Genomic DNA, 21,728 nt, shown 5'->3' on the forward strand with positions numbered 1-21,728 from the left:
TATGACGACTTCTGCAACGACTTACAGCCTCGCCGAGTTGATGATCTGCGCGGCTTCCGAAGCCTGGCGCGATGACGGCGAGGTGCTCGCCACCGGGATCGGAGTGATTCCGCGACTGGCGACTTCATTGAGCATGCTGACCAGCAATCCGCAGCTGCTGATGACCGATTCCGAGGCGTACATGGTCGCCGAACCGGTGCCGCTCGGCGCACGCAACGGCTACGAACCAAAGCGCGACAGCTGGATGGGCTTCTCGCGGATTTTCGACAACGTCTGGGGCGGCAAGCGCCATGCGCTGGTGGGCCCGACGCAGATCGATCGCTTCGGTCAGGCCAACATTTCCTGCATCGGCGATTACGCCAAGCCGAAAGCACAAATGCTCGGCGTGCGGGGCTTTCCCGGCAACTCGATCAGTCATGCCAACTCCTTCTGCGTGCCCAGCCACAACCGTCGGGTGTTCGTCGAAGGCGAGGTCGATATGGTCGCCTCGGTCGGCTACAACCCGGCGCGCCTGGCCCGGGGCTGGTCGCTGGACGAGATCGATATCCGCCTGATCGTGACTGATCTGTGCGTGCTGGATTTTCTCGGCCCGCAACGGCAAGTGCGGATCCGTTCGCTGCACCCCGGCGTGACCGTGGAGCAGGTGCAGGACAACACCGGGTTCGAGCTGCATGTGCCGCAGGATTGCCCGACCACAGCGCCGCCCACCGCCGCGCAGTTGCAACTGATCGAGCGTCTGGACCCGCACAACCTGCGCGCCAGTCAGCTCAAAGACAACCCGCCGGGCCAGCGCTGAGTCGCACCGTTTCGGAGAAAAGTGATGGCTGAACATAACGATAATAATGCCGCCGACGTGGTGCTCTACGAAGTGCGCGGGGCGGTGGCGCTGGTCACCATGAATCGCCCCGAGTATCACAATGCCCAGAACTCGCAGATGACCTACGCGCTGGACGCGGCGTTTCGCCGGGCCTGCGATGACGACGAGGTGAAAGTCATCGTGCTGCGCGGGGCCGGCAAGCACTTTTCCGCCGGGCATGACATCGGCACGCCGGGGCGGGACGTTCACAAGACGTTCGACCGTGCAAGCCTTTGGTACGACCACACCAACAAGCCCGGCGGCGAGTTTCTCTATGCCCGTGAGCAGGAAGTCTATCTGGGCATGTGCCGGCGCTGGCGCGAGATGCCCAAGCCGACCATCGCCATGGTCCAGGGCGCGTGCATTGCCGGCGGGCTGATGCTGGCCTGGGTTTGTGACCTGATTGTCGCCAGTGAGGATGCGTACTTTGCCGATCCGGTGGTGCGCATGGGCATTCCCGGGGTCGAGTATTTTGCCCACGCGCATGAACTCAATCCGCGCATCGCCAAGGAGTTTCTGTTCCTCGGCGAACGCATGCCGGCGGCGCGCGCCTATCAGATGGGCATGCTCAATCGGGTTGTCGCTCGCGAATCCCTCGAACAGGAAACCCTCGACATCGCCGGGCGCATCGCCCAGATGCCGCGCCTGGGCCTGCAATTGAGCAAGCAGGCGGTCAACAACGCCGAAGACCTGATGGGCAAGCGCGCGACCATGGACATGGTCTTCGGCCTGCACCATTTCGCCCATGCCCACAATGAACTGGTGTCCGGCGACCGGCTCGGCGGCTACGACGCCAAAGCCATGGCGAGTTCGCAACGCTCGACGGGCGGGGCGTGAACATGGCGATCTCATTGAATACCCGGCTGACCGAGTTGCTCGGTTGCCGTTATCCGATCATTCAGACCGCGATGGGCTGGGTGGCTGACCCGAAACTGGTCGCGGCCACGAGCAATGCCGGCGCCTTCGGTTTTCTCGCCGGCGCGACCATCGAGCCGCAGCACATGGAAGCCGCGATCCTCGAAACCCGGCGCCTGACCAATCAGCCGTTCGGGGTCAATTTCCATATGTACCAGCCCAACGCCGACGACATCGTCGAGTTGGTGCTGCGCCACAATGTGCGGGCGGTCAGTTACAGCCGCTCACCCGGCAAACAGATGATCCAGCGCCTGAAGAATGCCGGTGTCGTGTGCATTCCCACGGTTGGCGCGCTTAAGCACGCGCAGAAAGCCGTGGAAATGGGCGCTGATGCCGTGACCGTACAGGGCGGCGAGGGCGGGGGGCATACCGGTTCGGTGCCGACGTCGTTGTTGCTCGATCAGGTGGTCAACGCGGTGTCGGTTCCGGTGGTCGCGGCCGGCGGTTTCAAGGACGGCAGGGGACTGGTGTCGGCCCTGGCTTATGGCGCCGAAGGCATTGCCATGGGCACGCGGTTTCTGATGTGTGCCGAAAGCCCGGTGCCGGCGCAGACCCTGGCGCGTTACCTGGCGATCAAGGACCCGGCAGCGATCATCGTCAGCCGCGCCATCGACGGCATGCCGCAACGCATGATCCGCAACGAACTGCTCGACCAACTGGAAACCAGCGGCGTGTTCAAACGCTGGTTGCTGGCGGTGCGCAGTGGTCTGGCTTACCGCCGCCTTAGCGGCATGAGCTTGAGTCAGTTGCTTTCCAGTGCACTGAAGATGCGCAGCAGCGGAGACCTGACTGCCGCGCAAAGCATCATGGCCGCCAATGCGCCGATGGTGATTCAGAAAGCCATGGTCGACGGGCTGCCGGCCGAAGGCGTGTTGCCTTCGGGGCAAGTCGCGGCCTCCATCGACAGCCTGCCCAGCTGTGCCCAATTGATCGAGCAGATCGTTCGTGACGCCGAGTTGCGTCTGGACGAACTCTGCCGTCGCGTGTCGTGAAAGGAAAAAACATGCAGCCATTCAGCGTCAGTATCGATAACGGCATTGCCGAACTGGTGTTCAACCAGCCGCCGGTCAACGCCTTCAATTGCCGTACCTGGGCCGATATCGCCCGTGAAATCGAAGGCCTGGGAACCGACAACCGGGTGCGGGTCATCGTGATTCGCGCCGAAGGTCGCGGCTTCTGCGCCGGGGTCGACATCAAAGAACTGGCCGCCGACGGCAACCTGATCGTGGCGGTCAACAAGGGCAACTACGACAGCTTCAAGGCCATTCACCGTAATCCGAAGCCGGTGATCGTGGCGGTGCACGGTTTCGTGCTCGGCGGTGGCATTGGTCTGTGCGGCGCTGCCGACATTGTCGTGGCCTCCGAGTGCGCCACCTTCGGCGTGCCCGAAGTCGACCGTGGCGCCATGGGCGGTGGCGCGCATTTGCAGCGTCTGTTTCCGGTGCAGAAAGTCCGGCACATGTATTTCACCGGTGAAGCCATCAATGCGGCGGAAGCCTGGCGCCTCGGGGCGGTGGAACGCGTGGTCAAGCGCGAAGACTTGCGCGAAGCCGCGTTGCAGATCGCTCGCACCATCGCCGCCAAGAGCCCGGCCATGATCAGCCTCGCCAAGGAAGCGCTGAACGGCATCGAGGACGGCAATCTGGAAGACAAGTATCGCTGGGAGCAGGGCTTCACGCTTGAAGCCTATCGCTCACTGGATTCACAGGAAGCACGCGACTCGTTCATCGAGAAACGTGATGCTCACTTCAACGGCTGAAGGCTCTCTCATGGATCTGACCTATACCCCGGCCCAACAGGCCTTTCGCGCCGAAGCACGGGCGTGGCTGACGGCCAACGTGCCTCGCGAGCCGCTGCAATCATTCGACACCGAACAAGGTTTTGCTCAACACCGGGCCTGGGAAAACCGCCTCAACGACGGGCGCTGGGGCATGGTCACCTGGCCGGTCGAGCTGGGCGGGCGCGGTTGCGACTTGATCGAGTGGCTGATTTTCGAGGAGGAGTACTATCGTGCCGAAGCCCCGGCACGGGTCAACCAGAACGGGATCTTCCTGCTCGGCCCGACGCTGATGGAGTACGGCAGCGAGGCCCAGAAAGCGCGTTTTCTGCCGCGCATGGCCACTGGTGAAGATATCTGGGCGCAGGCCTGGTCCGAGCCGGGGGCGGGCTCCGACATGGCGGCGATCCGTTCGCGAGCCGAGCGGGTTGGCGATCACTACGTCATCAACGGCCAGAAGACCTGGTCGACCCGCGCCGTTTGGGCCGACTGGGTGTTCGGGATCTTCCGCACCGACCCGAACTCGCAGCGTCATCATGGCCTGACGTTCATTCTTCTGCCGCTGGATACGCCGGGGATCACGGTGCGGCCGATTCCTCAGCTCAACGGTTTGCCCGGGTTCGCCGAAATCTTCTTCGACGACGTCAAGGTCCCGGTGGAAAACGCGCTGGGCGGCGAGGGCATGGGCTGGCATGTGGCTATGTCCACCGCCGGTTTCGAGCGCGGCTTGCTGCTGCGTTCACCCGCACGCTTTCAGGAAACCGCCCGGCGTCTGGTGCAGTTGTATCAGGCCAATCGCGAGCAGGCCGACCGTGATCCGGCGATTGGCGAGGCGGTGATGCGCGCCTGGCTGGACGCCGAGGCTTACACCCTCAACACCTACCGCACCGCCTCGCAACTGGTGCAGGGCGGCAAGATCGGGCCGGAATCCTCGACCAACAAAATCTTCTGGTCGGAACTCGATCAGCGCATGCACGACACCGCCATGAGCATTCTCGGCCTGCGTGGCGAGTTGCTGCCCGAGGCGCCGGCGGCGGGCGATGTCGGCCATTGGCTGGAAGGTTTTCTGTTTGCCCAGGCCGGGCCGATCTACGCCGGCACCAACGAGATCCAGCGCAACATCATTGCCGAACGCATGCTCGGCATGCCGCGTGCTTGAGGAAGAGACCATGGACTTTAATTTCAGCCGCGACCAACTGCTGTTCCAGGACAACGTCAGGCATTTTCTGATCAACGAGGTGACGCCGGAGCGCATTCGCGAACTCTGGCAGACCGAGAGCGGGCGCAGCGATGAGCTCTGGGCGCAATTGGTCGAGCTGGGGCTGACCGCGCTGACCGTTCCCGAAGCGTATGGCGGGATGGGCATGAACGAGCTGGATTTTGTGCTGCTCGCTCAGGAGTGCGGGTATGCCGGACTGCCCGAGCCGTTGGTGGAGACGATGCTGATCGGCGTGCCATTGCTGGCTGCTCTGGATGATCGCCATGCGGCACTCAAGCAGGACTGGCTCGGACGTATCGCGGAAGGCAGTGCGCGACTTGCAGTCGCCGAACCGGGCAATCCGCTGGTCAGCGATGCGCATGTCGCCGATCTGCTGTTGCTGGCCCATGGCGATGAGGTGCATGCGGTTGAACCGGGTGCGGTGCAGTTGACCCGCAATGTGTCGGTCGATCCGGCTCGGCAGTTGTTTCAAGTTTCGTGGACACCGTCTCCCGCCACGTGCGTGGCTTCCGGCGAACAAGGGCAGCGTCTGTGGGCGGATGCGGTTGATCGTGGCGCGCTGGCCAGTGCAGCGCAGTTGTTGGGGCTGGCCAAACGCATGGTCGATCTGGCGGTGGATTACACCTTCGAGCGCAAACAGTTCGGCAAACCGGTGGGCTCGTTTCAGGCGGTCAAGCATCTGATGGCCAATGTCGCGGTGCAGATCGAGTTCGCCAAGGGGCCGTTGTATCGCGCGGCCTATGCCGTCGCCGAGCAGCAGCCGAACCGCTCGGTGCTGGTTTCCCACGCGAAACTGGCGACCTCGGAAGCCGCCATGCTTGCCGCAAAAAACACCATTCAGGCCCACGGTGCCATGGGCTACACGTGGGAAGTCGATCTGCATCTGTTCATGAAACGCGCCTGGGCGCTGGACAAGGTCTGGGGCGATCGGGGCGCTCACAAAGAGCGGATCCGCACAGCCTTGTTCGACGGACGTTTTGCACTGGGCGCCGGCCAGACGTTCTGACGGCACCACTTACCGAGAAAAATCATGCCTGAAGCTTATATTGTCGACGCCCTGCGCACGCCCACCGGGCGGCGCAAGGGTGGTTTGAGCCATATTCACGCGGCCGATCTGGGCGCCCACGTGTTGCGTGCGCTGGTCGAACGCAATGGCATCCCCGATGAGGATTACGACGACGTGATCTTTGGCTGCGTGGATACGATCGGCCCGCTGGCCGGGGACATTGCGCGCACCAGTTGGCTGGCTGCCGGGTTGTCGCAATCCGTCCCCGGCACCACGATTGATCGCCAGTGCGGTTCATCCCAGCAAGCGGTGCACTTTGCCGCGCAAGCGGTGATGAGCGGCACCCAGGACGTGGTCATCGCCGGTGGTGTGCAGACCATGACGCAGATCCCGATTTCTTCGGCGATGATCGCGGCCGAGCCTTTGGGCTTCAGTGACCCGTTCAGCGGCTCCGAAGGCTGGGTACGGCGCTACGGCGCGCAACCGCCGACCCAGTTTCGTTCGGCGCAGATGATTGCCGAAAAGTGGGGATTGTCTCGCCAGCAGCTGGAAGCGTATTCGCTGGAGTCCCATCAGCGGGCATTGCGGGCCATCGAACAGGGCCGCTTCCTGCGGGAAATCGTGCCCCTGGCCGACGTTGTTCACGACGAAACGCCGCGCCACACCAGTCTCGAGAAAATGGCTGAACTGGAGTTTCTGTTTGGCTGTGACCGGGTGACGGCGGCGGTGTCCAGTCAGACCTGCGATGCGGCGAGCGCGATGCTGATCGTTTCCGAAGCGGCGCTCAAACGCTACGGGCTTACGCCGCGTGCGCGAATCCATCACCTCAGCGTACGTGCCGAAGATCCGATCTGGATGCTCACTGCGCCGATTCCGGCCACTGCTTACGCACTGAAACGAGCGGGCATGAAGCTGGAAGACATTGATCGGGTCGAGATCAACGAAGCCTTTGCCTCCGTCGCCATAGCCTGGTTGAAAGAGACCGGCTATCCCCACGAGCAGACCAACGTCAACGGCGGCGCGATTGCCCTCGGTCACCCGTTGGGCGCCACCGGAACGCGCTTGATGTGCAGCCTGTTGCATGAACTGGAACGTAGCGGTGGCCGCTTTGGTTTACAGACCATGTGCGAAGGCGGCGGTCAGGCCAACGTGACGATCATCGAACGTTTGTGAATGAAGTTTTGAAGGGAGCAGGACCATGCAGATCTGTAAAAACCGCGTCGTGATCATCACCGGTGCCGGGGGAGGGCTGGGGAGGGCGTATGCGCTGGCATTCGCCGCCGAGGGCGCGAAAGTGCTGGTCAACGACATCAACCGCGAGGCCGCACTGGCGGTGGTGGATGCCATCGAGTCGCAGGGCGGCATGGCGGTGGCCAACAGTAATGACATCACCCGCTATGACGATGCGGCGTTGATCGTGCGCCAGGCGATTGAGACTTTTGGTGGGCTGGATGTAGTGGTCAACAACGCCGGCATCTGTCGTGATCGGATGTTCACAAGCCTTAGCGAATCTGATTGGGATGCGGTGATGGCCGTGCACCTCAAAGGGCATTTCTGCATTTCCAGTCATGCCGCGCGTTACTGGCGTGAGCAGGTCAAGGGTGGGCAGCCCGTGAGTGCGCGGATCATCAACACCAGCTCCGGTGCCGGTTTGCAGGGGTCTATCGGTCAGTCCAACTACGCGGCAGCCAAGGCTGGGATCGCCGCGCTGACACTGGTGCAAGCGGCGGAACTCGGGCGTTACGGGATTACCGTCAACGCCCTGGCCCCGGCGGCACGTACGGGCATGACCGAGGGAGTGTTTGCCGACGTCATGAAAAAACCGGAGGAGGGGTTCGACTACTTTGCGCCGGAGAACGTCGCGCCATTGGTGGTGTGGCTGGGTTCGCAGGAATCCGCGGCGGTGAACGGGCAGATGTTTGAAGTGGAAGGCGGCAAGTTGTCGATTGCCGATGGCTGGCGTCGCGGGCCGGAACTGGACCGGCAAGGCCGCTGGGCCGTGGGTGAAGTTGGCGATGCGGTGGCGCAGTTGATGGATCGGGTGGTGCCGGCTGCGAAGGTTTATGGGAGCTGAGATTGGGGCGGCAGGAAGGCTGATTTGAGCTGCTATCGTTGTGCATGCAGCTGGGTTGCATCTCTGCGAGGTTATTCATGCCGCCGGTTTTTTAAAGGAATGATGCTGTTTCCAAATGAGGCTAACGTCTTCGATTGTGCTGCTATTTTAGGTTAACTACACTAAATGACCGTTTAGTCGAGTTATTACACTCTGTATTGAAAATCGCTGGAGAGCAGGTCATGAATCCATCCCCGATTACAGCGTCAAACCTTATCGCATCACTGGATCTTGAACCTCACGTCGAAGGCGGATTCTTTCGCAGAACCTATCAGGCAGACCACCGCGACATGCTCGAAACCACCGGCGGGCCGCGTTATCTGATGACGTCGATTTACTACCTGTTGACCGAAGATTCACCGGTTGGCCAGTTTCATTTCAACCAATCGGACATCCTGCATTATTTCCACCTGGGCGACGCCATCGAGTACAGCCTGATTCATGCCGACGGCTCGCTGCAGACGCTGGTGATGGGCAGCGATGTTCTGGCCGGTCAACAACTGCAATTGCACGTACCGGGCGGAATCTGGAAAGCATCCAGACTGCTGGATGGCGAGAACGGATTTGGTTTGATCAGCGAAGCGGTTTCGCCAGGGTTTGATTTCGCGGATATGGAAATGGGGAATCGGCAGAAACTCACGGCGCATTATCCGCAGCATCGAGTGCTGATTGAAAAGCTGACGCGTGACGAGGATTGAGCGCAGCACATTTCAAATGGAGCGATCCGCAGGCCTCAAGGATCAGGTCGTATCAGAGCCACGCAGGAGATTGAAATGGTGTGCGCAACCGGGCTGACTCCGTAATACTTTGTTACGTGTAATGTATATTATGTTAAACCAGATGCCATGTTAGAAATGTTCATGAGGCTCATAAGACACTGATTCGACAAACCTGCTTCTGACGTCCACTCTGTTAACGGGCCATGTACTCCGTGTTCATGGCTAATCCTTAACTGAGGTGGCTGCCGATGAAGCTGATTCAGTGCCGGTTCTCTTCAGGTCAGCGGATACCGTTGCTGGTGCAAGCTGGTCACGCAGCGCCGTTGCCCATACTCATTCCGTTCATCTACGTTCAACTCAAACTCAGGCACCGCGCTTACAACACGGCGGCGGCACATCTGCGCGCGATTCAGGCTTTCTACAGCTATGCCGAAAGCCGAGACCTGGATATCGATGAGGCCATATTGGCCTGCCACTTTGAGGCGATTCTGGCTGTGCTGGACGGTTATGCCATTTGGCTTCAAAGCGGCCGTCAAGCCGATAATCTGATCGCCCGAATTGGCACAGCTGCAACAGCACCTTTTCCTCAGATCGATCCGCGCACCCGTGACCAATACTTGCAGTTGCTGAAGCAGTACCTTTCCTGGTGTGTCACCCGTTATCAACCCCAAAACTTGAGATCAAATACCTTCGAGAACCTGCGAATCATCCCCGGTGAATCATTATCAGTGCCGTCGAACATCATCTTGAAAAAACACCGCAAGTCAGTGGCGCGCCCCAAAGGATCATGCTCACCAGGGCGACCATTCAACAGTACCTCGGCAATTACCCCGGCAGTGCAACCACTGATTTCCCGCGCCCCCTCCCCCAACAACCGAAGATCCCCACCCTCCATCCATAGGCCGTCTTCCGGTAGGAAGACGTCTACCGCCCGCCCACCATCGCGCACGAACCTGCCGACGATCAATAGATACCGGTACTGAAGCAGGACGCTGCCACTCGCACCCGCAAAAGGTGCCGTGGCCACTTGACTGGCCTCGAAAGAGATGTTCCCTGCGGCTGACGTGGTGATGAGCAGCGGGCCGTCCTGCGGGTTGAGGTCATCACTGTCAGGCAAGGTGTAGAGGGGGATTGCATCGCTGATTGCACTGGCGAGCGGCACTGTTACCTTGCCATCCTTTTGCGTCCCGGACGGTATATCCAGCAAGCGACTGAACTCCACGAAAAGGTTGTAGTGCGCGGGCGTCCCCTCCGGGGGGTAGACCACGAACCCGGTCGCATTCGCCATCGCCTGGCTGCTTCCCCTGTCGAGAGAGAAACCGAATGGGCCGAAACAGTCGAGATCTTCAGCCAACAACCGCTTGAGCTCCGGACTCTTGAGAGGTTCTACGCTGTGGTCCGGCAACGGACCGAAGCGAAGCTCGGCAGGTTCGGTCTGATCGCTGACCTCTGCTTTGACATGTGCCACCCTCGCCCGCAGACGCTCGCCCATGCCGTACTCCCTGAACCAGGGCTCATCGAGAATGACCAGGAAGGCAGAACCCTCGTTGCGTCCAGTCTTGCGAGGACTGTCGCTCATCCCTCGAACCAGCGGCAATACCGCCAGCACCCTGGGCGGTTTGATCTGCGCGGCATTGCCACGGAATGCCATGGCAATGCGCCGCGGGCCAATCGACTTGCCCTCTTTTTCCGCCAGCACACCCTGATAGCGGGAACTCAGTGTGAGGTGATAGCGCAGGTAATCGGCAGCCGTGATGCCGTCGCGCCGGTCGATGTGCAGAGCGATGTTGTCGCTGCGCTGCCGCGGGAACCGAAGGATCACCTCCTCACGCCGCACAAAGCCCTGGTCAAGCCCGGCCAGTTCATCAAAGTAGCTGACGAGTTCAGAGCTGGCTGCATCCCTGGCCGCCGGGTCGACGATTTCCGGTGGTGGACCGCTCGCCAGCCGTCGACGCTGCTCGGAAGGTGATGACGGAAGGTCTTTCGCAGGCACCGGCAAGTTGCGCCAGACCCAGCGCTGGCAGGAGATCCGCATCTGGTGGACATGTCGCAAATGACCCTGCTGGAGAGCGTCCAGTGCCGAAAAGGCGTAGCGGACCTCGACATTGCCGGCGTCATCCTCCTTGACTGTCAGATGGTCGACGTTCAGTGCCGGGAGATCCCGGCTTGCGCTTTCTGCGAAAATGACACTTTCGGCGAATGCCCGGTACGCAGTGCCGTCTTCCGCACGCCAGGGATCGGGATCGAGTAGCCCGCTCAACGCTTGTTCGTCCATGCGCTTGAAGTCATCCGGCGCAATCAGCGGGACCAGTCCGAGCCGCACATGGCTGCCCGGTGCGATAACCACAAGCAGTTGGTTTGGGGTCGTCTGCTTGAGCTGCAGCTCGTCTGTCTCGCCACATTCGAGCGTGATGCTCATACCCCGGTCCTGGATGATGTGACGGCCTTTGGTACCGCTGTCGAAGTGATAGCTGACGCCCAGCGCCGTCACCGCAGGATCAAATGGAAATCCGCCACCGGGAGCATTGAGCGTGGCGTCAGTGGCAAGCAACCTGTCCCGGACTCGGTAGATCTCGGTCAACGCTTCCTTCAGCGCCGTCACAGCGGCTTTCTGATCATCTGGCCCCAGGGTCGTCGCAGGCATGTTCCAACGCAGCAGCGTGTGCTCGTCCAGACGCGGTGCTTCCACGGCGAAGGACACCGAGGACGGCCATTCGCTCGCGTTATCACGACTGCTTTTCCTGTGAAATACGCCTGGCGCGGACGGCACCAGCAAGACCGAGGTAGGCTGCGCGCCATATTCAGGTGAAGGCGGAGCCTCCTCCAGGCAGCGGAGCCATACGTCGGCGGGTGTCTGCGGCCAACCGTGTTCAGGCGGCAGGATGTTGCAATTCCCGACCGGGACCCGCCGAAGAAAGTGCACACCGCACCTTTGTGGCGGCGAGAGACGAGCGATACTGGTCGGATCGAATTCCCAGGGCTCGGTGGCCTTGCACAGCTCGGCCGCCTGGCCTCCCGCCCGGTCGATCACGCTCGCCGCGAACTCATAGTGGTCACCATAGCGCAGCGGCAGGGCTCGCAGTTCCCAGGTCGGGCTGGCGAATCTGTTCAATTGCATCAGGCCGAACCCGTCATCTTCAGCCGGATCCTTCTCCAGACGCTCCCGGTGCACGCGTTGCATCGGGTTCTCGCAGACCAGATTGGCACCGCTGTAGGTCAGCTCCCGGCACAACACTTGATCGACGTAGCCGGCGGTCACACCGAGCACCCGGTCAGACGAATGACTCCAATCGGCTTTATCGGCATCAGCATCGATGGCCTTCACTGCGTATCGCCCGCCACTCAACGCATGCCAGCCAGCGGTCGAGGCGTTACGCGGAGCATTGAGCTGAGCAACGTCGGAGCTGCGACGTCCGAACAACTGGATTGCGGCAACGCTGTCCACCGCATGGACCGATGGCTTGCCCGTCAGCTGGAATTCCGCTCGCAGACGCATGAGCTCGTCGCCCAGTACCAGCTCGATGCCCTCGCCTGGCCGGCAGGGTGCGGGGTCGCGCTCGCCGAATCCAGGCAAGAGTCGATCGCGCAGCTGGATCACTAAGCCTGGCATGGCATCCTCCGGGATCTCCGTGAAAATGTCCTTGGACTGGGCCTCCTTCAGGGTCGACAAGGTCGCCTTCACCTCCTCCAGATACCGTTGACGAATGATGTCCTCCCAGTTGAGCGGATCGACCAGAGCCTCGCTGATAATCCTTCGACGCTGGTTCGGCACCCAATCGACCAGTTCCGTGGCCCGCTTTTTCCAGCGTGTCAGAGCGTCCTTGGTTTCGTTGACGGTCGCAGCTCTGGGAGGCTGGTCCGCGCCGCTGGATAGACAGGCGCGGGTCAATTCTTCGATGTTCAGGGCGCTCAGAATCGACTGAGGATCCAGTGCCGTTTCAAGCCGCGTGGCCAAGTCCAGCAGCGAGTGGTCACGGCTGTCGCGGATGCTCAGCCAATAGTTGTCGAGCTCGTCCAGCTCGGTAGCCAGCTCATCATTGAGGGCCAGCAACTTACAGTACGCCTGGATGCCACCGATATCGTAGGAATGGACGTGCACCGTTGAGTCGTCCGTGACCTTGGTACCTGAGTAGCTCGCGCCTTTTACGCTCGCTGGAGCAGCAGAAATCGCCTTCAATTGCCAAGTGCCCTCGCCGTCCTGAGTCGCCACTCGATCCCTGTCGACGTAGAAGAACCACGTGCACTTGAGTGCCGACGGAGTCGGTTGGGCGAGAGTGTTCAAGGTCATCATCAGCCCGGGCCATGACACCGGCTGCTGGTCACCGGTGTCGTTGAACTCCTGATCCTTGCCATCGAAGGTAAATATCAGGCGCTTCTTCTTGGCCAGATCCATACCGCGATCGCGTACAGCCGCCTTGAGAGACAACAGGAAGGGCGTCTCGTCTGACATCGGCGCCTCTGGAATGCAGCGCATGATTTCCTGGCCGCTCTCATCGACGATGACGACTTCGGGAAGTGCGTCGGGCCATACCTCCCACGGCAGTGTTGATACGATCCAGTCCAGGAGTGAGTCGTCCGTTGAGTTCGAGCCAATGGAGACGCGCAGTGCCATCAGCCATTTCGGTTTTTCCAGAAGATCCTGCCGGGGGCCGACGATTGACAGGGTCAAGCCCAGATTCAGAGAATTCATGGTTCGCTCCTGTACACGGCCAGGGTTTCAAAGTAGTCGTTAACGGCGCCCGCCATATCGGTGGCAGCCAGCACGCCGTAATCAGGTGCATCTACCAAACCGGTTGCGCCAGGTCCGGCGGACGTGACGTCGGATAACCGCCTGTTCAAAGCACGGTTGCTGTTACCCCGAGTGCCGGAGTCATTGTTGGTGCCCGAACCGGAAAAGACCTTCTGCGCCTGGCGGGAGACCCGCAGCGTGTAGCACCAGCAAATGCGGATGCTCACGTTGAAGGTTCCCTTGCCGGTCATTCCACCGCCGTCGTAGGTGATGCGTAGCGTCAGTCGAACCGATGCCGAAGCGATACCCATCACGGAAAACTCGCCCCAGACGAGGATGCCAACAGACAGGGCGGAACTTCCGGTGCCGCTTTGCCAATCCCGGTAGAAATCCACCCCGCCGGTAAAGAGAATGCCGGCGCTTCCCTGGGCGAAGCCGAAATTGACCGCGACGAAAGCCCCCGCCGAGACGCCCACCGAGACCCGGGTAACAAAGCGTGATGGTGGCTTGTACGACGCGTCGATTCCGAACCAGCCTCCGCCGCCAAGGAACAGCACGGCGAGGGCAAAGGGGCGGTCCGGTTTGCTTAGCCAGAGACCGGTGCTGATCTCGAAGCCATCGCCGATAAGCAGGTCCAGGTGCGTGTTGAGCGTGATGCCGGTCAGCGTGAAAGCGCCGGTGCCGATGTCGGGAAGTGGCAGGCTCAGGCTTGCGCTCACTCCGGAGGGCAGCAATGGAGTAATCGTTGCACCCTCCATCTTCGGCATCATGGCCTTCAATGCGTCGGTGATGAACTGCAGCTCAGGCGCCAGCTCCAGTTTCTCGCCATCGAAGTCGAACTTGAGCTCGCCCTGCTCGTTGAAGTTGAGGCTGGCCTCACGCAGCGTCACCATCGGCTTGTCGTTCAGCGACAGCTGGAAATCGGCATTGAGCGCAGCAGCCGTACGCTGCCAGCGTGTGCCGTCCTTCGCCACGCTGAGGTCGCTGTCAGCAATGAAGTGTGGATTGATCAGGCGCAGCTTGACCGGGCCCAGGTCGAACAGTGTGGCAGGCTCGTCGAACTGTTTATTGATCGACACCTTGGCCCAGGCACGCAGCCTGTCTTTGTCAAAGCCATGCTGCAGCTTGATCCATTCGAACTCGTAGGAGCCGTCCAGCGGGACGTCGAGGTCAGGGAGGAAATAAGTGAGCTTTATCCCGCAGAAATCGGGGAACAGGTCGCGGATCGCCAGGCCGCCGATTTTTGGCAGCAGACGATCGCGAATGCGGTCGAACGGCATGCTCGCACTCAGCGAGTTAAGCATGTCTTGCCCGAGGTGGTTGAAATAGGCACTGGCGCGTGTGAGGCCCAGAGTCTGGTTTGCCTGTTCGAAGTAATAGCCGACCAGCTCGCGGCTGGTTTGCAGTGCCTCGGTGACGGGTCCCTGCGCCAGCATGCGCAGGGTCTCCAGGCCCGCGTCCAGATTCTGCCTGGCGATCTCGACCTCGGGGCCCAGTGAGGTACGGGCCCAGTCTTCCAGTTGCCGGCCGCCAGCCTGGACGTAGTCTTGAACGGTTTCCGCCTGTTCCCGGACTGCCCGCTCAAGATCGCCCAAGGTGCCGGACAGTTGATTTTCTATCGCTTGTAGCGCGTCACTGGTCTCACATTTGAAGTCTTTCAAGACATCCATGGAGCCTTGAAGGTCGCCGAAGGACAATTGGTTAAACTCGGCCAACAGGTCTGTGCTTACTTTTTCTGCCACCCTACCAAGCTCACCGATCAACCCGTTTGCCCCGGCTAGCAGTGCATCGCGCAAATCGTCTACCGACAGTGCGCCCTGTATCTTCTTCTCCAGACCCTTCGCCCAGGCATCAATGTCTGCAACGGCCGCTTTCGTGATCTCCGTGACGCCCGCCATTTGCTCCCACATCTTCTTGAACGGCTCAGAAGCCGAGCTCACCAGGGATGCGGCGAACGACTTGCCAATGCTCGAAGATAGCGTGCTCTGCATAGCTTCGAAGTCGGGGGGCACGACATCGAACGGAGGCAGGCTGTCGTTCCAGCGATCGAGCCAATCGATGGCTGCATCAAGCTGGCTTGCGATGCTCTCGCCAAGGCGCTTATAGACCGTGGGATTGCTGCTGACACGTGAGAACCATTCACCCAGGGCGCCATCGGCGAGTTGATCCAGTACCTCGACAAGATGGCGCAGTTGAACAGGCAGGCCGGCAAACGTCATGCGCCACCGGGCGTCCAGGTCAGCGGCATTATCGGGATCGACCTCGTAGGCCTTTTCGATGCGCTGGATTTCGAGCATCAAGTCGCCCACCAGGCGCGAGAGGCGGGTTTCAAAACCGTCCTTCAGCGACTCGAGCAGGCGGCGCACCGCTGCCAACGCCTGTTGCGGCACAAACCCGACCTCACCCACCCGTTGCCTGGCCTGCTGGCTGATCGTATCGACGATGGCGCTCGCCTGATTGCGCGCCGGCTCGAGGTCCTGGACCACAGCATTGCCCAACACCCTGCTTGCAAGGACTTCCATCTGCTGGCCGAGGCGAACCGCATCGCCCACGTTGCTGTCAACGCCCTTGATGGCATTGATGTACTGGCGATTGCGTTCACTCTGTTGTTCCAGCCACCCGCGTGTGTTGCCAGACGTTGGCTGCGGGACGTCGCTTACCGCCGCACGCAATCGTTGAAGGAGCTTGCTGACGTCCTCCTTGAGCTGGGGTTCCTTGTCCAGCGATGGGTTTTCCCCCGCCGCAACCCGCTCACGCAACACCGCACGCAACTCGGCGAGCCCATCGACCAGTTGTGCCTGGACATTGCCGAAAGGCTCGGCGATCGTCTCGACCTCGAGTGTCTGCTTGCGCTCGTCCTTCGGCAGGCCTCGGGCCAGGTTGATGTTGGTGACCTTGGCCTCGAGGCCAGGCACGTTACGCCCGTGCATCAGGTCAACCGCCTCCTCGGCAGGGTCGAGGGTGAAGGTGAACCTGGCCATGCCCAGTTCAATCGCAGCGGCATCAGGCTGCCGGATACGTCCCTGGAAGCTGCTGTTAAAAGGCAAATCCGGGGAGCGAGGACGTTTCAGCAGAGGAAAATCGACATCCGGCCAGGCTGGCCATGCGTCGGTGTCGCCGCCGTCCTGGTCCCGGGTGCTGCTGAAGAAAACCAGGCGTTCCGTGCTGTTGATACGGTGGGCAATGGCGCCCTCGCCCTTTCCAGGCGCACGCGCCAGATCGAGAAATGCATGGGGATCCGGGAATTCCAGCTCACGGCCGGCGGGTATCGGGCCACGCAGCGAGATGATGAAACCGTCGGGGATGTCCTGCCCCCAATCGGACCGCACCGGAATCTGGATACTGCCGAAAACGCTCTGCACCAGCGGTCCGCCGCTGGGCAGGGTCGTTTTGTGGTCGGGGTACAGCCGTCGCGGCTCGGTGATCTCGACGTATTCGCGCACCTTGCGCAAAGCTGCAATGCCGGCGAACTCCGGTTGTGCTTCGAGGGTGTCCTGCTGGCCCGGAGGACACTCTCCCGTGTATCGCGGTGCGCAGCGGGTCGTTCGTTCGTAAACGATCACATGGCGGGCCTTGTTCCACAGCATCGCGATACGGCCAACGCGAATCAGGGTGAAGGAGTCGAGTCGTCCCTGGCGGGTGTTGGTGATGATCAGTGTCTTGCCGTTGTTGAAGGCCGCCGTCTGTGTTCCCTCGCCACCCAGGGTGCCGAATACCAGGCCCTCGATCGAAGCGGCACTGGAGAACGGCTTGGCACGCAGTTCTTCATAGATATTGCGGGACTGGAATGGCCAGTCCACACCTCCACGCAAAGGCTCGCGCGCGGTCGTGGTGTAGTCGTGGCGATGTCCAATGTCGAACGGATGCGCGGTATCACGTGTAGCGCGCAATCTGTAGGAGAGTCCTTGATCGACCAGAACCCGCCCGCGCTGGGCAATGTCCCGGTAGACACGCCACCAGGAGGGTCGCGCCCAAAGGCCGCTCAACCAGTGCCTGACCCTTTCTGCATATAGCTGTTTAACAGAAGCATCGCCGCCACGCGGCACGACTTGAAGCTCGTCCGGGAACGGAACGCGGCCGATGAATCCATCGAGTTCGGCAATACGTAGCCCCTCGGTCTCCAGATGCGCAGCCAGGCCATACAGCAACTCGAAATCCGCCGATTCCAGCTTGACGCCGACCGCTCCCAGTCGCCGCGCCAGCAGACGCCGCAGCGACCAGGGTGCTTCGGAGCGAGCCATGTCGACATCGGTTCGGTCCAGCCGCAGAACGGCCGGTGGCGTGAGACGGAAGTCGAACAACTCGTTTTCGCCGGGCACGCGCGTTCTGATCCTGTTATTCGGGTTGGCCGGGTCGTCGCGGTCCAGGTGCAGGTAGCCCTTGATCATCTCCTCGCCAATGCCCTGTGGCGGCAAGATCACCGTCATCTCGCCCCGGGTCGAGTAGAACCGCCACTCGGGTGCCTGATCGGCGTCATCCAGGTACTCGGCGAGGATCTCGTCGCCTTTTGGCCGTTCCAACGACTGAACACGCGCCACCGTCAGCGGGCCAGGATCGACCAGAATGACATCGATCTTGTGTTCTTTGACCGCATCAAGCTGGAGTGCAATGCGCAATAACCGACTTTGCTGCTGGTTTGCACGCTCTTCGATAGTGAGTTTGCAGGACTCGGCTGGCTCCAGGTCGAAAGCCCAGGGCCGTTTGCGCTCGACCGCGTCGGAGAGGGTTTCAAACCCCAGCTCCGGGTCCATGCTCAGCGCCGTGTAATTGGCCTTGTCGAATTCGAGTTCCAGCACGCTTTCAAGTGGTGCACGGCGGTAAGCCGCACCCTCGTCTGCGATACTGAGCGTCAGGCTCCCCCCTTTGAATGAAGCCATTGACAGCAGGACGGAACCTATCCCCAGCCTGTAGGGCGGCTGAGTAACGTCGTCGTTGCGAAGTGTCCAGGACAGCAGCGGATCGAGTTTCGACGGGGCTTGCTCAGCCCACCCACGGAGCACCAGGGGCTGGCCGTCGATGTCGAGTGCTCCACCACAGTGGAGTGCAATGTTTGTCCGCTGCGTCAGCTGGATCGACTCCAGGCGGGTATCGGTCAGCTTCTGCTGTGCATCCGCCAGCAGCCGGAAGACGAGCGTGACGTGATCGTCCGCAGAATCGCTGCTGATCCAGGTCGGGACCAGACTCAGGCGGTTACGTGAGCGGGTTGTCGCAAGACCCAGTGCGTGGCCTTCAAGCAATCCTTGGGTGATGGATTCGAGTGTCAGCGTTTCGGCCGGTCGCAGCCCCCGGCCGCCAGGGATCTTCGACCATTCCAGCCACCAGCCCTGGTGTTTCGTCCCGGGTATACAGAGCAGTCTCAGACCATTCGCCACCAGCGGCGCGCTAGCCCGTTCGGCGAAGTCCAGTCGCAAGGCATAGCCGCTGACCTGGGCCGCAGAAATGAACGAGGAGTCGAGCAGCAATTCAGTGCAAACGTTGTAGATGTCTTGGTCGAACGCCCTAACAAGGACGAAGGCCAACGAATAGTGGTTTGGATTCTGTGCCTTGAGGCTGGCATCGATATGCACCAGGTTCTCGCGCCCTGGTTGGCCCGCGACAGTTGCACACAACAAGGCATTGCCACGACTCGGCTGGCGCTGCTGGTCGACGACCCAGCGGTAGCGTTCATCGGAGAACCACTTGCTGAGGCCCTTCTCCAGGTCGGAGGCGTCGGCAATGTAAGTCCCGCCTGACTCGGTCGGCATGTGTACGAATTGCAGGTTACCGTCGACGACCTTCAACCACAGGCGGACCCAGATCCCCCTTTCCCGCGGACTCAGCGGCGAACTGACGTGGAATTCAAGCTTGAGGTGCCCGTTCTTGGGTATGGTCTCGGATTTTGGGGGGAACGAGCCTCGAGCCGTGGATACACGCCCGAAGCCAGGCGCGTCACCGGCACCCGTGGGCGTACGAGGATCCAGGCGCCAGCGGATATGGGTCTTGCCAACAACGATATCCAACTGGTCGAACGCCGTTGCATTGAACTCCTCACCCTTTCCCTCGACGAGATCCTTCCCCGACAGTTCGATGTATTGATCCGGCCTCGGCGTCTTGATTTTCATAGGGTCACCACCTTCATGGCCGCCTCGCCGGTGGCCCCGTACATGGGGTTGGCGTGCCAGACACGGCCATCCTGGCCGATCGCCGCAGCACCACTGAGGCTCAGGCCCAGCGCCTCGATGGGTTGGTCCCGCCACAAGTACTTCTGGGCACCGGCATGGAATGCGTCATGGCAGGCCTCACCCCATTTCTGGACGATGGCATCGGGGTGGTTGGCGCAGAGTGTGTGAAAATCGGCCCCGGGCTGGAGCGCGACAATGCGCGTGAGGAAGTCGCTGGCAACCACCTGCCGCGCGGCATCGCGGGGCAAGCGGACATTACCGAACCAGCCGAGCACGATCGGCGAGGCCTTGAACGGCGCTAGCCACTCGCGCCAGCGCACGCCACTGCCCGGCAAGGCATTGCCAGGAACCCCGAACCCCGCGTAGAGCATCAATATCCGGCACTCGGCCAACTGCGGTCGGATTTCGGTAATGTCGAGCAATGACTCTTCCCGGGTTTTCCCTCGCGTTCGCTGGCGTACCAGGTGCAACTCATCGGTTTTCCGGAGGTTCAGCCCGATGTAGTGACGATCTTCACGTCCCACCAGCAGATGGTCTGTCGGAACATCCCCGGGCAAAGGCGTCGATTGCCCCATCACCGCCAGTATCCCGACGGGCTCGCGAAACATGAGATTGATCCCGTGGAGCAGTGCATCACCCTTGGGGCCGATCCAGGTCTTGCCTCGGTCTGCGAGCAGCCCCCTGAGACTGAGTGACTTCACCTTCCTGGCGTTCACCACCTCGATCTCATTCCCGCCGGGCCAGACGCCGCTTTCCAGAAGCTCGACACCTGGCTCGATCCATCCCAGGTTCTTGGCGCTGACAACGAGATCGATCTGCTCGGCCTGCTGTACCGGCTCGAGACTGAGCATGCCCAGGTAAATCCTGAGAGGTTTGGCAGGCGGTGACGGAGTTGGGGATGGCACAGGTGGCTCGGGTACCGCAACAGGCGCCGCATCAATTTCGATTCCCCACCCGTCCAGGCGGTAATCCTTGCCGTGGACACGGCCGAAGCCGTTGGAAATCGTGCCCTTGCGTTCGAGGATGTCCTTGGCGAAGCGGGGCCGCGACTTCGCGAGGACTTGCGTGATGGCGTTCAGTTTTTCGGTCAGCGTCGCCTTTGCCGGCAACGCCTTCAGGGCCGCCTTGACGTTTGGCCTTTCCTGCTTGCGCCCGAGCCCGCCATTGTTCACCTGGATGTCGAAGAACAACTGCACGGTGCGCTCGGACGCCATGTCGAACTCCTCGCCGAACTCCATGGCCTCCTTGAGCGCAGGCTCGTAGTAAAGCCGCCTCGCGAACTCACGCTGCAACTCGCGGATCGCGGGGTCCTGGCCCAACTGCGCAAAGGCTTTCTGCCACTCGGGCAGCAGCGCATGGTCCTGCTTGCCATCCGAGACCTGGACGGCGAATTGGTAAAGATCCTCAGGCGTGGCATCGAGTATCGACTTAAGGGTCTTCGCGCGTTCCTCTCCAAAGGCTGAAATCAGCGTCGGCCCGGATTTGGTGAATGCCTCTTTCAGCAGTTCCCGAAGTGGACCGAACTTCAGCACAGGCTTGTCATTGACCTTGTCATGGGTGATCAAGGTAAATCCGATAACGCCCCAGGTGATCCCGGCCTTGTCCCAATTCCCGGCCGCCTTGGTGTACCCGTGCCCTTCAAACGCCGCCAGCAGCCCGAGGTGCCGCTCGAAACTACCGGGCCATTCTGTGCGAGTGATGATTTTCCAGAGTGCCTGATCGACGGTTCCGGTGATGGGGAGCGCCAGTTGGGACTGGACTTTCTGTACCGCTAGCTGCGTGGATCGACCGTAGTCTCCATCGACCCTGGAAAGCGCTGGCCCGGGTTTTCCGTCAGGCCCGGGAACCTGGATTTTGGTCAATGCCGCTTGCAGTTGCTCGACAAGATCACCGCGTACACCACGTGCCAGAACCGCTGCCATATCGATTCCTCCCTGGACCTTCGCGACCGGTTCAGCACCCGGCCGAACGATTGACGGCATACGAAAGCTTCGGAAGGTATAGCAGACCATTGGCAATTGGCCACCAATGACATTGAAACGTAATTCAGCGCCTCAGGCGGTTGCCCTCAACGCAATCGTCGCCAAGGTGATTTATACCCAATTCCAGTAATATCCAAGTGCCATTACCCGTGCAAGGCTGGCCTTCTTCACCCAACGCCGCGAAGGCTGCATAGCCTTTTCACCCAGTTTGCCTGTACCGAAAACACCGCTTTCAAGCGCAGCCATAGGAA

The 21,728-nt window shown here is 61.0% G+C and carries 12 protein-coding genes; 9 read left to right on the top strand and 3 right to left on the bottom strand.

Annotated features, from left to right (window positions below; translation table 11 throughout):
* Position 1 precedes the first annotated feature (1 nt).
* The 9 genes from AC1RT4_RS05110 to AC1RT4_RS05150 all read left to right on the top strand — a co-directional run bounded on the left by AC1RT4_RS05110 (position 2) and on the right by AC1RT4_RS05150 (position 8,584).
* The gene (locus AC1RT4_RS05110; protein WP_493084006.1) at positions 2-796 is read left to right on the top strand and encodes a CoA-transferase subunit beta; all 795 of its coding nucleotides are present in this window, start codon (positions 2-4) and stop codon (positions 794-796) included.
* 24 nt (positions 797-820) lie between these two features.
* Complete coding sequence (locus AC1RT4_RS05115; RefSeq protein ID WP_493084008.1) at positions 821-1,693, top strand: enoyl-CoA hydratase; 873 nt, start codon at positions 821-823, stop codon at positions 1,691-1,693.
* Between the two features lie 2 nt (positions 1,694-1,695).
* Positions 1,696-2,763, top strand: a complete 1,068-nt coding sequence (locus AC1RT4_RS05120; protein ID WP_493084010.1) for an NAD(P)H-dependent flavin oxidoreductase — start codon at positions 1,696-1,698, stop codon at positions 2,761-2,763.
* A gap of 11 nt (positions 2,764-2,774) precedes the next feature.
* Entirely contained in the window at positions 2,775-3,530 is a 756-nt protein-coding gene (locus AC1RT4_RS05125) for an enoyl-CoA hydratase family protein (protein WP_179694925.1), read from the top strand.
* 10 nt (positions 3,531-3,540) lie between these two features.
* Positions 3,541-4,707 carry an acyl-CoA dehydrogenase family protein gene (locus tag AC1RT4_RS05130; RefSeq protein WP_007951376.1) on the top strand — a complete coding sequence of 389 codons (1,167 nt, stop codon included), beginning with the start codon at positions 3,541-3,543 and terminating at the stop codon, positions 4,705-4,707.
* 10 nt (positions 4,708-4,717) lie between these two features.
* Positions 4,718-5,773: an acyl-CoA dehydrogenase family protein gene (locus AC1RT4_RS05135; protein WP_493084013.1), complete on the top strand. Its 1,056-nt coding sequence runs from the start codon at positions 4,718-4,720 to the stop codon at positions 5,771-5,773.
* 24 nt (positions 5,774-5,797) lie between these two features.
* Positions 5,798-6,946, top strand: a complete 1,149-nt coding sequence (locus tag AC1RT4_RS05140) for an acetyl-CoA C-acetyltransferase (protein WP_493084015.1) — start codon at positions 5,798-5,800, stop codon at positions 6,944-6,946.
* Between the two features lie 25 nt (positions 6,947-6,971).
* Positions 6,972-7,847: an SDR family oxidoreductase gene (locus AC1RT4_RS05145; RefSeq protein WP_493084018.1), complete on the top strand. Its 876-nt coding sequence runs from the start codon at positions 6,972-6,974 to the stop codon at positions 7,845-7,847.
* 221 nt (positions 7,848-8,068) lie between these two features.
* Complete coding sequence (locus AC1RT4_RS05150) at positions 8,069-8,584, top strand: cupin domain-containing protein (RefSeq protein ID WP_493084020.1); 516 nt, start codon at positions 8,069-8,071, stop codon at positions 8,582-8,584.
* A gap of 682 nt (positions 8,585-9,266) precedes the next feature.
* Here the strand turns inward: AC1RT4_RS05150 and AC1RT4_RS05155 are convergent.
* Genes AC1RT4_RS05155 through AC1RT4_RS05165 form a run of 3 tightly spaced genes read right to left on the bottom strand, consistent with a single transcriptional unit; the run spans position 9,267 to position 21,417 of the window.
* A complete protein-coding gene (locus AC1RT4_RS05155) occupies positions 9,267-13,295 on the bottom strand; it encodes a hypothetical protein (RefSeq protein ID WP_493084022.1) in 4,029 nt (1,342 codons plus the stop codon).
* Entirely contained in the window at positions 13,292-19,435 is a 6,144-nt protein-coding gene (locus tag AC1RT4_RS05160) for a hypothetical protein (protein WP_493084024.1), read from the bottom strand. Before AC1RT4_RS05160 ends, AC1RT4_RS05155 begins: the two co-directional genes overlap by 4 nt.
* Entirely contained in the window at positions 19,432-21,417 is a 1,986-nt protein-coding gene (locus tag AC1RT4_RS05165; protein ID WP_493084026.1) for a peptidoglycan-binding protein, read from the bottom strand. The genes AC1RT4_RS05160 and AC1RT4_RS05165 overlap by 4 nt, the downstream gene beginning before the upstream one ends.
* Positions 21,418-21,728 lie beyond the last annotated feature (311 nt).

The sequence above is a fragment of the Pseudomonas sp. GW821-FHT11D10 genome (genome assembly GCF_058808435.1).

Bases quoted from the DNA above. Each gene is read 5' to 3' on its own strand.
- AC1RT4_RS05110 (WP_493084006.1), top strand. From the start codon at position 2: ATGACGACTTCTGCAACGACTTACAGCCTCGCCGAGTTGATGATCTGC.
- AC1RT4_RS05115 (WP_493084008.1), top strand. From the start codon at position 821: ATGGCTGAACATAACGATAATAATGCCGCCGACGTGGTGCTCTACGAA.
- AC1RT4_RS05120 (WP_493084010.1), top strand. From the start codon at position 1,696: ATGGCGATCTCATTGAATACCCGGCTGACCGAGTTGCTCGGTTGCCGT.
- AC1RT4_RS05125 (WP_179694925.1), top strand. From the start codon at position 2,775: ATGCAGCCATTCAGCGTCAGTATCGATAACGGCATTGCCGAACTGGTG.
- AC1RT4_RS05130 (WP_007951376.1), top strand. From the start codon at position 3,541: ATGGATCTGACCTATACCCCGGCCCAACAGGCCTTTCGCGCCGAAGCA.
- AC1RT4_RS05135 (WP_493084013.1), top strand. From the start codon at position 4,718: ATGGACTTTAATTTCAGCCGCGACCAACTGCTGTTCCAGGACAACGTC.
- AC1RT4_RS05140 (WP_493084015.1), top strand. From the start codon at position 5,798: ATGCCTGAAGCTTATATTGTCGACGCCCTGCGCACGCCCACCGGGCGG.
- AC1RT4_RS05145 (WP_493084018.1), top strand. From the start codon at position 6,972: ATGCAGATCTGTAAAAACCGCGTCGTGATCATCACCGGTGCCGGGGGA.
- AC1RT4_RS05150 (WP_493084020.1), top strand. From the start codon at position 8,069: ATGAATCCATCCCCGATTACAGCGTCAAACCTTATCGCATCACTGGAT.
- AC1RT4_RS05155 (WP_493084022.1), bottom strand. From the start codon at position 13,295: ATGAATTCTCTGAATCTGGGCTTGACCCTGTCAATCGTCGGCCCCCGG.
- AC1RT4_RS05160 (WP_493084024.1), bottom strand. From the start codon at position 19,435: ATGAAAATCAAGACGCCGAGGCCGGATCAATACATCGAACTGTCGGGG.
- AC1RT4_RS05165 (WP_493084026.1), bottom strand. From the start codon at position 21,417: ATGGCAGCGGTTCTGGCACGTGGTGTACGCGGTGATCTTGTCGAGCAA.